A 14,496-nucleotide genomic window follows, 5' to 3' on the forward strand; every position below is an offset into this window, starting at 1 on the left:
GCATTCGCTAAAATGCGTTCTATTTTCGCGGCAGCGGGAAAGCTGCTGTTAAGGCGCTGCGGGCTTGATGGCAGAAACCGATCCAGAAAGGATTCTGCTATGACCTGTTACGGCTATTCAGCCTTGTTTGCCGATGGCGCCCCTGCGGCCCCTGCCCCGCCGCCCGGGACGCAACCCTGGGAGCGGGCACGCGATATGCCTTCCAAAGCCCCCTTTTCCTCGCCTGACATCACCGCTCCAGCCCCCTTTGGCCAGCGCATGGCCCGCATCCAGTTCTCCAACGGTACGGATTTCCGCCCAAAGCTGCATTGAATGCTTGCGGGATTCGGCCAAATTCGCCATCAGGGGCGCATGACACCTCAGATCCGTGCCCTCTCCGTTCATCTGCTGACTGCAACCGGTGCCGTGTTCGCCATGCTGGCGATGCTGGCAGCGGCGGACGGCAAGTGGAGCCTGATGTTCGTCTGGCTGGTGATCGCATTTGCCGTTGACGGCGTCGATGGCCCGCTGGCCCGGCATTACCATGTCAAACGCTACTCGCCGGAATTCGACGGGGTGCTGCTGGATCTGATCATCGACTACCTGACCTATGTCTTCATTCCGGCCTTTGCGCTGTTCCAATCGGGATTGATGGCAGGCTGGACCGGCTGGTTTGCCATCATCGTCATCACCTTTGGCAGCGCAATGTACTTTGCCGACACAAGGATGAAGACCAAGGACAATTCCTTTGCCGGCTTTCCCGGCTGCTGGAACATGCTGGTGCTGGTGATCTTTGCGCTGGAGCCGAGCCATTGGACCATCCTGGTGCTGGTGACCCTGCTGTCCGCCGCCATGTTCCTGCCGCTGAAGTTCATTCACCCGGTGCGCACCGCGCGCTGGCGCAAGGTGTCATTGCCCATGGCGCTGGCCTGGACCTTCTTTGCAGGCTGGGCCGCCTGGGTTGATTTCCACCCCGCCAGCTGGGCGCATTGGGGGTTGGTGGTGACGTCGGTCTACCTGCTGTTTGTCGGCATTGCCCAGCAGATCGTGCCGGAACGGCGGCGCAAATCCACAGCGGTTTGATGCGTCGCTGACAATGGGGCGCTGCCCCTCTGCGCCCTTGGCAGGACGCATTCACCCTGGGATACTTCCGGCCGGAAAAAGCAGCAGGAACGCTGCAGGCCGGACCCTGCGTTCAGATCAGCAGGCCCGCAGCGCTTTCATGTTTCAAAAGCGCGACTTTGGTTTCCACCCCGCCCTGGCCCGAAAAGCCGCCCAGGCCCGTGGCGCTCAGCACCCGGTGGCAGGGAATGATCACCGGGATCGGATTGGCGCCGCAAGCATTGCCAACCGGCTGCGGCGGAGCGCCCAGATCCTTGGCGATTTCTCCATAAGTGCGGGTTTCGCCAAGCGGGATCGCCAGCATCGCATCACAGACCGCGCGCTGAAAATCCGAGCCCTCTACAAACAGCGGCAGATCGAAGCCCGTCAGCTCACCGGAAAAATAGGCACGCAACTGCGCCAGCGCGCTGTCCAGAAGCGCCGACTGCCCGTCCGCCTGATCTGACCAGGCAAGACGCACAATGGCGCCGTCCCTCTCTGTCACGCTGAGCGCACCCACGGGTGTATCAAGGCTCGCTGAAATCATGGGTCCTCTCCGGAGCGTCTACTGGCTGCGCATCTTCTGCAGGAATAGCATCAGAAGCAAGGGCATCTCCGCCGGGCCGGCCGGCCCCCGCCGCACCGCATTAACACTATATTAACCAGTGTTAAGGTTTCGCCGCCACATTGCATCAAATTATAATAAAGTGAGTTTCAAGAACGATCCTAAAGGTCAGCAAGATGATTACTGCAGTTTCCAGCACCGCCAGCCTGTACAACAGCATGAAACAGATGCAGGCCGCCTATCAGCGCCAGCCGGCAGTCGCGCAAGCAGGCGGCCAGCCGGCGGATACACCGCTGATCGAGGGCACTGCCCAAGGGATCGCCCGGGCTGCTGCCCGCGAACAGGCGCTGAGCGGCGAACGCCCGGATGCCCTGACAGCCCAGTACGTCGGCCCTGCCCGCGCAGCAGCCCGCACCGCGGCGCTGGACCTCAGACAGATGAATGGTATCGACATGGCTGCCTATTTCCTGGATCTGGCCAGCGGCTGCCAGGCCGGCCCCAAGCCGGTCAGTGCCCTGGAGGCGGAAAACCAGTATGCCGAAGCCCGGCGTATCACCGGCTGATCCGCCCTGCGGACCGCATTAACCCGCTGTTAAACACGCTATGTTAACTTTCCTGCAAGACCGGTTCTCAGCCACCGCGAAGGTTCCGCTCAATGTTTATACCAGTTTCAGGACGGGTAAGTCCTGCCAAACCGAACCGCGGTCTTTTGACCGCCCGCCCGGTTGTCCGCTCGGACGATCCGGAGCGCAGCGAATCTGCCAGCACCAGTCCGCGTGACCGGCACCCGGACGGCCATACGCAAGACCCGCCCGGCGATCAGGGCAGCCGCCGTATCCGGGTGGGAGAGCACCAGCGCGATACAGACCGGAAACCGGCCCTGTTTCAGGAAAACGACGTTCTGGCTGCCCATCTGCTGCTGCAGCGTGCGGGGCAAGACCCGCATCCCGAGGCAGGATCCGAAGCTGCCTATCATGGCTATGAAGCCGCCAGGTCCATGTCGGCCTGGCGGCCTGAAGTTACTGCAGCTGAGCCCAGAACAGCTCCAGATGGCGTGACATGATCTCCTCGAAGCGGCCGCTGTCGCGGAGCTTTTTCAGCCCTGCGTTGATCCGGTATAGATGCGACGTGCCGCGCCAGTGACGCTTGGAAATCACCACGTGCAAGCCCTCTTCGGAGAGCGGTTTTTCCAGCGGCAGCACGGTGTCGCGCAGACCTTCCCGGACAATGGTGCTGGCGCCCAGGAACAAGTTCACCGCCACCGCATCCACCTGGCCCTCGGACACCATGCGGAAACAGTCGGCCGGTGATTGCGGCTGCACCAGGGTGATTTTGCCGTCATCCAGCCAGCGGCGCCCCTGCCGGTTCAAATCGTGGGTGAAATAGCCCTTGGGGCGGCACAGGGTCTTGCCCTCGATATCCCTGTCTTCCGCATAGACGAACTGGTCCTGCACCCGCACAAACAGCATGATCGGCAACGCCATCACCGGTTCGGAAAAGTGAAAGTTCACGCAGCGCTCATTGTCCGGCTCTGCCGCGCAATCGGGCTTATACCAGGGAAAGCCCATATCGAACTCTTTTTGGTCCAGCATCGGGAACAGATGCTTGGACCAGTCGTCCTCCCAGTTGATCGCATAAGACACCGGCGAAGGCGCCAGTTCCAGCGCCGCATTGACCAGCTCGGTCACCATGCCCTGGCCCGGCAGCCCGCGGTCGGTAAAGGGCGCATAGCCGCCGCCGGTCAGCAGCGTCATCTCGGCCTCCTGCCTGCGCAGCGGGGTGGCGTCCGGGGCGGTCGCCTGTTTGATGCAGGGTATCTGCAGCTTGCGGCCCGGCACCACCGACGAGCCGACAAGAACATCCTGGTTGCGGTAGTAAATCATGGTCCAGCGCTCGCGGTCGCCGTAATGGGTCTCGGCGATCGAAAACAGGTTGTCCCCCGGCTGCACGACATAGTCCACATCGCAGATCGCCAGGGCCGCCGAGGGCAGCAGCCCCAGCAGCAGCCCCAGGCCCAGCAAGTGGCGGCAGAAGCTGTTCAGCATGCTTTTCCCCCTCAAAATCCGGCCCAGACCCGGGCCATGTGGTCTTCGATGATCGCCTGATAGGTGCCGTCCTCGCGGATACCCTGCAGCGACGCGTTGACCATCTCCATCAGCTGCTGTGCCTGGGGGTGGGTTTTGTGGACAATCACGTGCAGTGCCTGGATCGAGATCGGCTCGGGCACCACATCAAAGCGGTCCGACAGGCCCAGCTCCTTGATCTGCGCGCGGCCGGTGAATTCGTTCATCACGACCGCATCCGCCTTGCCCTCAAGCACCATCTCGTAGCATTCGGCTGTGGTCAGCGGCTGCACCACCTCAACCTTGCCGTCGCGCAGCCAGTGGCGGCCCTGCTGTTCGAACAGATACGTCTCATAGCCTTGCGGGCGGCAGAATGTCTTGCCGAACAGGTCTTCGTCCTTGGTGAAGGTCAGGGGCCGCGTCTTGTCGGTGAACATCAGCACCAGCACTTCGAACATCGGGTCCGAGAACAGGAAGTTCTTGCAGCGCGGCTCTTCGGGGCTGTTTTCGCAGTTGGGCTTGTACCAGGGAAAGCCCGCGTCCAGCAGTGCATTGGACAGCAGCGGCTCTTCATGCGACGTCCACAGGTCGACCCAATGAACGGCGTATCCCTGCTCAGGATTGGCATGGCGCATTGCCGCGTTCAGCACGTCGGTCATCATGCCGCCGTTGTGCAGGTCCTTGCCGGTAAAGGGGGCAAAGTCATCCGCTGTCAGCAGGTTGATGCGGTGGCGCACCTCGGCGCTGCCTGAGGCGATCTGCACCGGTTTGGCGGCCACCGGCACGCTGGCAGAGATTTCCTTGCCGCCTTCCAGGCCCAGGGGCAGACCCTCAAGACAGGCCAGCGACAGCTTCATGCCGACGCGCAGGGCACTGGGTTTGGGGCCAATGGTATCAATGTTGCGGCTGTGGATCGCGCTCCATTTGCCCGCATCCTTATACAGCTTATCAGCGATCACCGACAGGCTGTCGCCCGGCTGCACGGAATAGACCCCGCCGCAAGTCTCAGCCGCAGCAGAATTGGCTGCAAAGGCAAACAGGCCCATGGCAGCGGCTGCAATGTATGTCTTCATAGTCCCCCCGGGAAATAGTCTGCACCGCAGCCGGTTCCGGTCTGCGGCGCCCGTCGTTCTGGTTGTTATGAGAGGTCCCCGGCCGGCACCGGCAGCGCGCCCAAGGGGCAAACGGGAACGGCCCCGGCGCAGCCGCCGGAGCAAAAAGATCAGTTGCCGACAAACAGGGCCAGCAGCGTCGCCGTGTCAACCCGCCCGTCAGCCCCGATCAGGCTGGCGGGCACGGTGATTTCCTTGCGCTCATAAGCGCCGTTCACCAGCTGGTCGATATAGGCTTCGGACTGGCCCTGGGCCGCGGCGGTCAGCACCATTTTATAGAGCGCAGTTCCTGCCGCCGGCCCCGCAGCTGCCGCCTGGTTCAGGCTTTCCGGATTTGCCTGTTTGCTGCGCAGCGCGGCCAGGGTTCCGGCAGTGATGCGGGCGACCATGGCGTCTTCGGCGCCGGCATCGTCCTTCTGCAGCCCCGCCGCCGCAGCGGCACCGGCCGGCTGCACGGTACCGGCAGAAAGCTCCGCTTCTGCCGCCGTTTGCAGACTGGCCTGTTCAGCCGTTTCAACCGGAGTTCCGCCACTGAATTGGAAATACAGAAGCATCGCCGCAGCCACCGCCAGACCAGCTGCCGCGAGTCCCAGCTTTGGCAGCGCACTGCCGCCGTCCGCGGGTACCGGTGCAAAGGGCTGCGGACCTGGCACAATTTTCCGTTCATCCGCTGCGGCACTGGCAGGTTTCGCCGCCTTGGCGGTTTTGGCCGCTTTGACAGCAGCGGTTTTGGGCGCGGGAGGCTTTGCAATTTCTGCCGCGGGTTCCGGTTTAGCCCCGGTGCTGTCCGCGACCAGCCCGATTTTCATGTTCTTTGGGGCCGATACCCCGTCTATCCGGATAGATGCACTGCGCGGCTTGCCCGGCTCACCTGCCGGTTGCGCATCCGCTTTCCACTTCAGCATAATAAACTGCCCCCCTGCCCCATGCCATATTTTTAAGTCGGGTGAAAACCTACATGGAATTAACGAATTCTTAACCAATTGTAGAAAATCGGTCAACATCTAGAGGAATTCAATTTGCCAACACACAAGGCCGCACCCGGAAAAAGTGCAGGAAATCCCGCAACAATAGCGTAAAAATGACAGCGCCCGGCAATTAGGCCGGGCGCAAATCACAATTCAAAGCTGAAAGCCGGGTTATCCCAGCGCGCTATCGCATCGGCCGCAAACACCGTCATGGACGTGATTGCCCACATCCGGCAGGATCTTCCAGCAGCGCTGGCACTTGCCGCCGTCGGCTTTCTCAAACACCACCGAAACACCGTCGACCTCGGGCATACGGAAAGCTTCGGCCGGGGCCGGATCATTGGTCAGCATGATGTCCGAGGTAATGCAGATATCGGCGAAGTTCACCGATTTCAGCGCCTCCAGCGCCTCGCCGTCGCGCACATGCACCACCGGGGCGGCCTCAAGCGAGGCACCGATCACCTTGTCGGTGCGTTGCACTTCAAGCGCTGCCGTCACCACCCGGCGGGCCTGGCGGATCTTGGACCATTTCGCCGCCAGCGGCTCATTCAGCCAGTCAGCGGGGGTGTTGGGAATGTCCTGCAAATGGATTGAGCTGCCCTCGCCCGGGTATTTCTCCAGCCAGACCTCTTCCATGGTGAACACCAGAACCGGTGCCAGCCATGTGGTCAGCCGGTGGAACAGGATATCCAGCACCGTGCGCGCGGCGCGGGCGTTCAGGGTGTCGCCATCGCAATAGAGCGCATCCTTGCGGACGTCGAAATAGAAGGCCGACAAATCCACAGTGGCAAAGTTGAACACCGCCGAGAACACACCCTGGAAGTCAAAGGTCTGATAACCGGTACGCACCTTGTGATCGAGTTCCGCCAGCCGGTGCAGCACCCATTGCTCCAGCTCCGGCATATCCGCCGGCTCCACGCGCTGTTCTTCAGTGAAATCCTTCAAGCTGCCCAGCAGGAAGCGCATGGTGTTACGCAGACGGCGGTAGCTGTCGGCAGTGCCTTTCAGGATTTCCGGTCCGATCCGCTGGTCCGAAGTATAATCGGTCTGGGCCACCCACAGGCGCAGGATATCGGCGCCGTACTGCTGCACGATCTTTTCCGGCACGATGGTGTTGCCCAGCGATTTGGACATCTTCATGCCCTTCTCGTCCAGCGTGAACCCGTGGGTCACCACGTTGCGGTAAGGTGCGCGCCCCTTGGTGCCGCAGGCCTGCAGCAGCGAGGAGTGGAACCAGCCGCGGTGCTGGTCGGTGCCCTCCATATAGACGTCGGCAATGCCGTCTTCGGTGCCGTCCTCGCGGTCGCGCAGCACAAAGGCATGGGTCGAGCCGCTATCGAACCACACATCCAGAACGTCGAACACCTGATCATAGGCGTCCGGATCCACGGAGTTGCCCAGCACCCTGGCCTTGAAGCCGTCCTGATACCAAACGTCTGCACCATGCGCGTCGAACTCAGCCACGATACGCGTGTTCACCTCGTCATTGCGCAGCAAAAAGTCAGCGTCGGTCGGCAGCGCGCCCTTCTTGGTGAAGCAGGTGAGCGGCACGCCCCAGGCGCGCTGGCGGCTCAGCACCCAGTCGGGGCGGCTTTCGATCATCGAATGCAGGCGGTTGCGGCCGGTCTGCGGGTACCATTTCACCAGCTCATCGATCGAGCGCAGCGCGCGTTCGCGGATGGTATCACCCATCTGGTCCATTCCGTCGTCCATCTTGCGGTCGACAGAGGCAAACCACTGCGGCGTGTTGCGGTAGATGATCGGCGCCTTGGAGCGCCAGGAATGCGGGTAGCTGTGCTTGATCTTGCCGCGCGCCAACAGGCCGCCGACCTCGGTCAGCTTATCAATCACCGCCTTGTTGGCATCGCCCTCGCCGCCCTTGCGGTTCAGGATGTATTTGCCGCCGAAAAACGGCAGATCGGCGCGGAAGCCGCCGTCGTCCATCACGTTATAGGTGATGACCTGCTCCAGCATGCCCAGATCGCGGTACAGCTCGAATTCCTCCATCCCGTGCGACGGCGCGCAGTGGACAAAGCCGGTGCCTTCGGTGTCGGTGACAAATTCAGCGGCGCGGAAGTCGCGGATATCGTCCCATTCACAGTTGGAGCCCTCAGCGCCGTGCAGCGGGTGGGTCAGGCCGATGCCTGCCAGATCAGAGGCCGGAACATCAGAGACGCGGGTGTACTGATCCTCAGACAGGCGCGCGCGCTTGAACACATCTGCCGCCAGATTGTCGGCCAGAATGTATTTCTCGCCCGCAGCAGCCCAGCACTCGTCCGGGGTGCCGGTGACTTCATAGAGGCCATAGGCGATCTCTTCGCCGTAAACCACGGCCTTGTTCGATGGCATGGTCCAGGGCGTGGTGGTCCAGATCACGACATTGGCGCCGGCCAGTTTGTGATCAGCAGGCTCAGCCACCTTGAACTTCACCCAGATGGTGAAGCTTTCCTTGTCGTGGTATTCGACCTCGGCCTCGGCCAGGGCGGTTTTCTCAACCGGCGACCACATCACGGGTTTCGAACCCTGGTACAGCGTGCCGTTCATCAGGAATTTCATGAACTCATCCGCGATCACCGCCTCGGCGTGGTAGTTCATGGTCAGATACGGGTCATCCCAGTTGCCGGTGATGCCCAGCCGCTTGAACTCCTCGCGCTGGATATCGACCCAGCTGTCGGCAAAGGCGCGGCATTCCTGGCGGAATTCAACCACCGGCACCGCATCCTTGTTCTTGCCCTTCTTGCGGTACTGCTCCTCGATCTTCCACTCGATCGGCAGGCCGTGGCAATCCCAGCCCGGCACATAGCGCGCGTCAAACCCCATCATCTGATGCGAGCGCACGATCATGTCCTTGATGGTCTTGTTCAGCGCGTGGCCGATGTGCAGGTGGCCGTTGGCGTAAGGAGGGCCGTCATGCAGGGTGAAGGGCTGGCGCTCGGCGTCACTGCCCTTGGCTGCGGCGGCCTTATCACGCAAGCGGTCATAGACCCCGATCTGCGCCCAGCGCTCCAGCCATGAAGGCTCGCGCTTGGGCAGGCCTGCGCGCATCGGGAAATCGGTTTTCGGCAGGTTCAGGGTGTCTTTATAGTCAGGCGTCTGGGGCGTGTCGGCGCACATGCGTTGCGTCCTTTGGATGATCAAGGCTGGAAATCGGGATATTCGGTTCGGCGCGATGGCTCAAGCGCCTTTGCCCGGCGGCTCGATGCTTTCAGAGCGCCGGGGATATAATTCGAATAATGATGGCCGCGAATAGGGACATGAACCGCCTTATAGGATGGTCCCGCCGGAGGGTAAAGCGGCAGATATGCCGCATTGGGATGAGGGCTGCGGCGGGCGGAATAGCCCGCCCTCCGTCAGCGTATCAACCAGATACCCAGATCCGGGCGCGCCAGCATCAGCCAGATGATTGCAAGCACCGCCGCAAAGGCAGGAATGCCGCAAAAAAACCAGATGGCGAACAGGCGGTGGTAGCGCCCGGGCAGTTCCTCGCCTGCCGCAGCGGCTGCCCGCGCCAGATCGCGCAGCTTCAGCTGGATCCAGATAACCGGCAGCCAGAATGCTCCTGTCAGCACATATAGCCCCAGCGACAGCGCCAGCCAGCCTTCGCTGAACGGCCAACCCAACCGCCAGGCCAGCAATCCGCCGGTGACGGGCTGTGCAATCACCGCCGTGGCGGTGAACAGCAGGTCCGCCAGCACCACCACGCCTGCGGTATGGGCAATCAGCCGTGCATCAAAGGTGCGGTGCGCCATCAGCATGAAAAAGGCGATGCCTGCCCCGGTGCCCAGCAGCACACAGGCACCGATCACATGCAGCCAGCGCAGGATCAGATCCACATCCATCTCAGCGCTCCTGCAGCAATTGATGGGTGATCAGCGACAGAAGGGTGCCCGGCAGCACCTTGACCAGAGACCCCAGCGGATCCGCCCACATCTGCGGTGCTATGACGCTTGCTGCCAGCACATAGAACAACGAGACCCCTGCCATCCCCAGGCAGGCCCACGCCGCCCAGGGCCTCCAAAGGATCGCCAGCCCCAGGGCAATATCTGCGAGCGACCAGAAGACAACACTTGTCTTGGCCGGGAAACTTCCCCAGCCCCTGGCCAGCAGCACATTCGCCGCCGCCTCCAGCTGCCACAGGCCAATCAGGCCCGACGCCAGCCAAAACAGGCTCAGCACCGCCACAGCAATTGGCATAATCAGTGCCATCCGCGCATCCAGCCGCTGTTCCCGGCCCGCAGGCAGCGATTGATAGATAGACTGCAAAGGGGCCAATCCCTGCCCCATCGCCGCGCGGTAGGGTTGCGGATCACCGCGCACGCCGTTCTGAATTTCGGCAATCGCTGTTTTGCGCAGTGGCGAGCGCCAGCCGAGGCGGCCCAGAGCATCAGCGCAGCCTGCAATCGGCGGCAGCAGCCAATCCGGCATCCGCAGTGCCATCCGGGCAGGCGCAAATGCCAGCCACTTGCGGGTCTCTGTCAGCACCTCTTCCAGCGTATTCACCTGATCCTCCACCAGATCATAAGTGCCTTGAGGCAGCTTGCCGCCGAGTGCCGCACCCACCGCTGCGGGCAAGTCCGCCATCCCGGTGCATTGAACCGGTGCCTGGCCCAGCGCAACCGGCTGCACCAGCGGCACCGCTGCCAGCATCCGCAACAGCCGGGTGCCGCCAAAGGCGCCCTGTCCGATCACCAGCCCGGGGCGCAGGATCCAGGCCGCCGCTCCAGAGGCCCGCAAGGCCGCATCGCCCCGGCCCTTGCTGCGCATGAACTCTGTTGCGGCCCCCGGCCCTGCCCCGGCAGCGGAGACCTGCACCACCTTTGTCCCGCGGTCAGCGCAAGCCGCAGCAAGGGCGGCAATAGCTAAGTGATGCACAGCCTCCAGCTCTCCTGGTGCCATGTCCTGCAAGACGCCGGCGCAATTCACTACCGCGTCCACGCCCTGCAACAACGGCGTCCAGTCTTCGGGCTGCAGCAGTTGCAGCAAATTGCCCGCCACGAACGGCACGCCCGGCAACACCCGCGCCGCCTGTTCAGCACTGCGGCCAAGACCCGTCACAGCAAACCCGGAGGTTTGCAAGGACCGGACCACTTCAGCGCCGATAAAGCCATATGCACCTAGAACCAGAACCCGCCCGATTTTCTCCGCCATAATTCAATACCTTTTGGCAAATTCCCCGCCCACCATAGCGCCAATGCCGCCCGGTGCCAGCGAGGCCGTCTCCCGTTTCTACGGCAGATGCGCCCGGCCTCTTCCTCTTTCCCCGCCTTTCGCCTATTTCTGCCTCTGGCCACTCAGACCGGAGCATCCAATGACCGACGCAGATACCGCAAACCCGCTGGCGCGGTTCGATATCGGCCCAGAAGAGATCTCGCGCGTGGTGGCCGTCTTCTACACCCGCGTGCGGACCCATGAGGTGCTGGGGCCGGTGTTTGCCGCGCATGTCGCCGATTGGCCGGAGCATGAGGAAAAGATCGCCGGCTTCTGGCGCAATGCGATTCTGCGGCAGCGGAGCTACAGCGGCAATCCAATGCGGGTGCATGTCTCACGGCCGGACGTGAAAGCGGAGCATTTCCCGCTGTGGCTGGGCCTGTTCCACGAGGTGCTGCGGGCCGAACTGCCGGAGCGCACTGCGCTGCAATGGGGTGCCCTGGCCGACCGGATCGGCGAAGGTTTCCGCACCGGCATCGTGGCGATGCGCCAGCCCGCAGACCAGCCGCCGAAACTGTTCTGAGCACCGGCAGCGGGGCGCTCCCGTGCCTGCCGGTGTTCTGGCCTTGCCAGAACACCTCAGCAGCCTTGGGCATGGCTCATGCTGCGCATGAGCCTGGAAGCGCGCTACTTATCCTTGGAAAACAGACCGGTCAGCGCCCGCTGAATCACCTTGCGCGTCCCAGGTCTGTGCTGCGCTGAAAACGGCATCGGGCGGCAGACCTCCATTGCAGCTATGCCGACCCGCGCTGACAACGCGCCATTGACCAGCCCCTCGCCGAAGCGGCGGGAGAGTTTCGACAGCACCGATCCGCCCAGCACCGGCTCCAAGAGGTCATCACCCGCAGCCACCGCGCCGGTGGCGGCCAGATGCGCCAGCACCGCGCGGGTCAGCCGCCAGGAGCTGAAGAAGCCGGGCCGGCCGCCATAGATCCCCGCCACCCGGCGGATCATGCGCAGTGAAGAGACCAGCGCCGTCAGAATGTCCGCCAGCGCCATCGGCACCAGCGCGGTCACCGTGGCGACCTGCCGGGCGGCGGCCTCGACCTCGCGCAGGGCCAGCGCGTCCAGCGGCACCAGCAGCTCTTCCTCGGCCAGCATCAGCAGGGCATCGGCGTCCATGACTTCTGCCTTGCGCTCAGCCAGCCGCGCCTGATGCCAGCCGAGATCCTCGCGGGCCTTGTAGAAGTTTTCCAGCCGGGCCGTGAAGGCGCGGGCCGCAGCCAGGTCTGCGGCCTCCTCTGCCTGATGCCGCAAGGCATCGACGCGCCGCAGCCGGGACAGCGCCGCCAGTTCACGCAGCGCCATCGCAAGGGCCAGCAGCAGCAGAACCCCCAGCCCGGCACTTACTGCCCAGCCCAGCAGCGGAACCCTTGCCATCAGCCCGGCCGCAAAATCCCAGGCCGCGACCGAGGCGATGGCGCCAATGACCGCAACCAGCAGCGCCCAGAACCAGCGGGCCAGCCGCGACGGGCGGCGGGCGGCAATTCGGGCCGCCTGCTCCATCGCTGACGGCTGGGGTGCGGCGGGTTGCGGCTCGGGCACCGGCGGCGCCTCAGTTACGGAAGGTGCATCCGTCTCGTCCTCAAGGTCAAACAGAACCGGCTTCTTGCTCATGCCGCCGCCTCCAGGCTGCTGCGCCATTCATAGGCGATGTCGGGCAAGCCTTCCTCGTTGTCTGTGCCGTCACCGCGGCCTGTCTCGGCAAAGCCCTCGCGCCGGTAGAACCGCTGCGCCATTTCATTGGCTGCGAAGGTCCGCAGCGTCAGCCGCGGCACGGCGGCCTTGGCAGCGTCCAGCAGTGCCTTGCCCGCCCCCCGCCCGCAGGCGCCGGGCGCCAGGTAGAGGGAGCAGACCTCCGCGCCGTCACGGGCCAGAAAACCCTGCACGCGGCCATCCCGCACGGCCACCGTGACCCAGCCGCGGTCAATCATGACGCCGCAAAAGGCGATCGCCTCGGCCCAGGTATAGAGTTCAGGCATCCATTCCGTGCCCTGCTGGAAGCGGTAGAGGATCCCGCCGGCGGTTCCGGCATCCAGAGGGTTTGCGGGGCGCAGGGAGAGTGTCACAGGGTGTCTCCGATCAGAAATTCAGCGGCGCGGTCCAGCCGGATATGCGGCGGGCCGCTGCCGTGCTTCAGGGTAAGCGGTGCAGGCGCAAAACCCATCGCCTGATAGTCGCCTTCCAGCCATTTCTCAGCCCCTTGCCGCGCCGGGGTGAGCAGCTGCGCGGGATCTTCGGGCAAGGCTCCAGGATAGAATGCCGCCTGTTTGCCGCTGTCCAGCAGAGTGCCGCGCACGCAGGGCAGATCAGTTCCGTTGTGGGTGCGCATCTCTTCGGTTGTGGTGCGCAAGGAAGCCATCGCCAGCGCCGCGGTTCCGGCGCCTGCAAAACGGGCGCGGTCCTGCGCTTCGCGGGTCAGCGCCTCGATGATGGCGGTCATTTGCGGGTGCTGGGCGTGGTGCAGGTGGTCGGCTTTGGTGGCGGCAAACAGGATCTTCTCCACCCGTTTGCCGCCCAGAAGCCGGGTCAGAAAGTGATTGCGGCCCGGTTTGAACGTGCTGAGGATGTCCGCCATCGCAAGGCGCAGATCCTCCACCGCCTGCGGACCGGAATGGATCGCCGACAGCGCATCCACCAGCACCACCTGGCGGTCGATGCGGGCAAAGTGGTCGCGGAAGAAGGGTTTGACGACCTTGGATTTATAGGCCTCATACCGCCGCTCCATCTCGCGCCACAGGCAGCCGCGCGGCGGGCTGGCCTCAGGCGGCAGCGGCGCGAAGGTCAGTACGGGCGAGCCCTCAAGATCGCCGGGCAACAGGAAGCGGCCCGGCGTGCAGTCATAGAACCCGGCGGCGCGGGCGGCGGCCAGATACTGCGTGAAGGCGGCAGCAAGCGCCTGGGCTTGCGGTTCGTCATGTGTTCCCGCAGGGGCAGCCTTGGCTTTCTCCGCCAGAAACCCCTGTGCCTGCGGGCGGCGGGCAAGACGGGAGAGCACATCGGCGGACCATTCGCTGTAGGACTTGTCCAGCAGTGCCAGATCCAGCAGCCATTCACCGGGGTAGTCGACAATATCCAAATGCAGCGTGCGCGGCCCCTGAAATCCGGCCAGCAGGCCGGCGGGCCGCACCTTCAGACTGAGACGCAGCTCAGACACCGCCCTTGTGCTGTCCGGCCAATGGGGTGACGGCCCGGTCAGGGCTGCCAGGTGGTTTTCATAGTCAAACCGCGGCACGGTGTCGTCAGGCTGGGGCTGCAGAAATGCGGCCTCAATCCGTCCCTCACGCGCGGCGCCCAGTTGCAGCATCCGGCCCCGGTCCATCAGGTTGGCCACCAGCGAGGTGATGAACACGGTCTTGCCGGAGCGTGCGAGGCCGGTGACGCCCAGCCGCAAGGGCCGGTCGAACAGCGCCGCCGAAACACCGCTGGCGGCACGTTCCACACTGCTCATCACCCCATCAGCGAGGGAAGTTATCACCAAGGCCCTGATCCTGCTCTGT

The 14,496-nt window shown here is 63.5% G+C and carries 14 protein-coding genes; 4 read left to right on the forward strand and 10 right to left on the reverse strand.

The features are described from left to right. Positions 1–351 precede the first annotated feature (351 nt). Positions 352–1,062, forward strand: coding sequence for a CDP-alcohol phosphatidyltransferase family protein (locus tag ETW24_RS14815; protein ID WP_129371769.1), 711 nt, complete (start codon positions 352–354; stop codon positions 1,060–1,062). A gap of 112 nt (positions 1,063–1,174) precedes the next feature. Here ETW24_RS14815 and ETW24_RS14820 read toward each other — a convergent pair whose 3' ends face one another. Further along, positions 1,175–1,627: a methylated-DNA--[protein]-cysteine S-methyltransferase gene (locus tag ETW24_RS14820; protein WP_129371770.1), complete on the reverse strand. Its 453-nt coding sequence runs from the start codon at positions 1,625–1,627 to the stop codon at positions 1,175–1,177. Between the two features lie 194 nt (positions 1,628–1,821). Between ETW24_RS14820 and ETW24_RS14825 the strand changes: the two genes are divergently transcribed. Continuing rightward, positions 1,822–2,208, forward strand: coding sequence for a hypothetical protein (locus ETW24_RS14825; RefSeq protein ID WP_129371771.1), 387 nt, complete (start codon positions 1,822–1,824; stop codon positions 2,206–2,208). A 92-nt stretch (positions 2,209–2,300) separates the two neighbouring features. Next, positions 2,301–2,708 carry a hypothetical protein gene (locus ETW24_RS14830; RefSeq protein WP_164982750.1) on the forward strand — a complete coding sequence of 136 codons (408 nt, stop codon included), beginning with the start codon at positions 2,301–2,303 and terminating at the stop codon, positions 2,706–2,708. On the opposite strand, the gene ETW24_RS14835 is transcribed toward ETW24_RS14830, so the two are convergent. The 6 genes from ETW24_RS14835 to ETW24_RS14860 form a co-directional block, all read right to left on the reverse strand. Further along, the gene (locus tag ETW24_RS14835; protein ID WP_129371773.1) at positions 2,665–3,690 is read right to left on the reverse strand and encodes a transporter substrate-binding domain-containing protein; all 1,026 of its coding nucleotides are present in this window, start codon (positions 3,688–3,690) and stop codon (positions 2,665–2,667) included. The genes ETW24_RS14830 and ETW24_RS14835 overlap by 44 nt on opposite strands. An 11-nt stretch (positions 3,691–3,701) precedes the next feature. After that, the gene (locus tag ETW24_RS14840; protein WP_129371774.1) at positions 3,702–4,781 is read right to left on the reverse strand and encodes a transporter substrate-binding domain-containing protein; all 1,080 of its coding nucleotides are present in this window, start codon (positions 4,779–4,781) and stop codon (positions 3,702–3,704) included. A 149-nt stretch (positions 4,782–4,930) separates the two neighbouring features. Further along, positions 4,931–5,824, reverse strand: coding sequence for a hypothetical protein (locus ETW24_RS14845; RefSeq protein WP_254695620.1), 894 nt, complete (start codon positions 5,822–5,824; stop codon positions 4,931–4,933). A 135-nt stretch (positions 5,825–5,959) separates the two neighbouring features. Then, positions 5,960–8,902 (reverse strand): isoleucine--tRNA ligase, encoded by a 2,943-nt coding sequence (gene ileS / locus ETW24_RS14850; RefSeq protein WP_129371775.1) that lies wholly within the window; start codon positions 8,900–8,902, stop codon positions 5,960–5,962. Between the two features lie 236 nt (positions 8,903–9,138). Next, positions 9,139–9,627 (reverse strand): DUF2269 family protein, encoded by a 489-nt coding sequence (locus ETW24_RS14855; RefSeq protein ID WP_129371776.1) that lies wholly within the window; start codon positions 9,625–9,627, stop codon positions 9,139–9,141. 1 nt (position 9,628) lies between these two features. Next, positions 9,629–10,936 (reverse strand): SDR family oxidoreductase, encoded by a 1,308-nt coding sequence (locus ETW24_RS14860; RefSeq protein WP_129371777.1) that lies wholly within the window; start codon positions 10,934–10,936, stop codon positions 9,629–9,631. 160 nt (positions 10,937–11,096) lie between these two features. Between ETW24_RS14860 and ETW24_RS14865 the strand changes: the two genes are divergently transcribed. Continuing rightward, the gene (locus ETW24_RS14865; RefSeq protein WP_129371778.1) at positions 11,097–11,519 is read left to right on the forward strand and encodes a group III truncated hemoglobin; all 423 of its coding nucleotides are present in this window, start codon (positions 11,097–11,099) and stop codon (positions 11,517–11,519) included. A gap of 104 nt (positions 11,520–11,623) precedes the next feature. Here ETW24_RS14865 and ETW24_RS14870 read toward each other — a convergent pair whose 3' ends face one another. The 3 genes from ETW24_RS14870 to ETW24_RS14880 are packed head-to-tail and all read right to left on the reverse strand — an operon-like array spanning position 11,624 to position 14,477. Continuing rightward, positions 11,624–12,613, reverse strand: a complete 990-nt coding sequence (locus ETW24_RS14870) for a YcjF family protein (protein WP_129371779.1) — start codon at positions 12,611–12,613, stop codon at positions 11,624–11,626. Then, a complete protein-coding gene (locus tag ETW24_RS14875; RefSeq protein ID WP_129371780.1) occupies positions 12,610–13,065 on the reverse strand; it encodes a GNAT family N-acetyltransferase in 456 nt (151 codons plus the stop codon). The genes ETW24_RS14870 and ETW24_RS14875 overlap by 4 nt, the downstream gene beginning before the upstream one ends. Next, the gene (locus tag ETW24_RS14880; protein WP_129371781.1) at positions 13,062–14,477 is read right to left on the reverse strand and encodes a YcjX family protein; all 1,416 of its coding nucleotides are present in this window, start codon (positions 14,475–14,477) and stop codon (positions 13,062–13,064) included. The genes ETW24_RS14875 and ETW24_RS14880 overlap by 4 nt, the downstream gene beginning before the upstream one ends. Positions 14,478–14,496 lie beyond the last annotated feature (19 nt).

It is taken from the genome of Leisingera sp. NJS204 (assembly GCF_004123675.1).
Lineage (GTDB): Bacteria > Pseudomonadota > Alphaproteobacteria > Rhodobacterales > Rhodobacteraceae > Leisingera.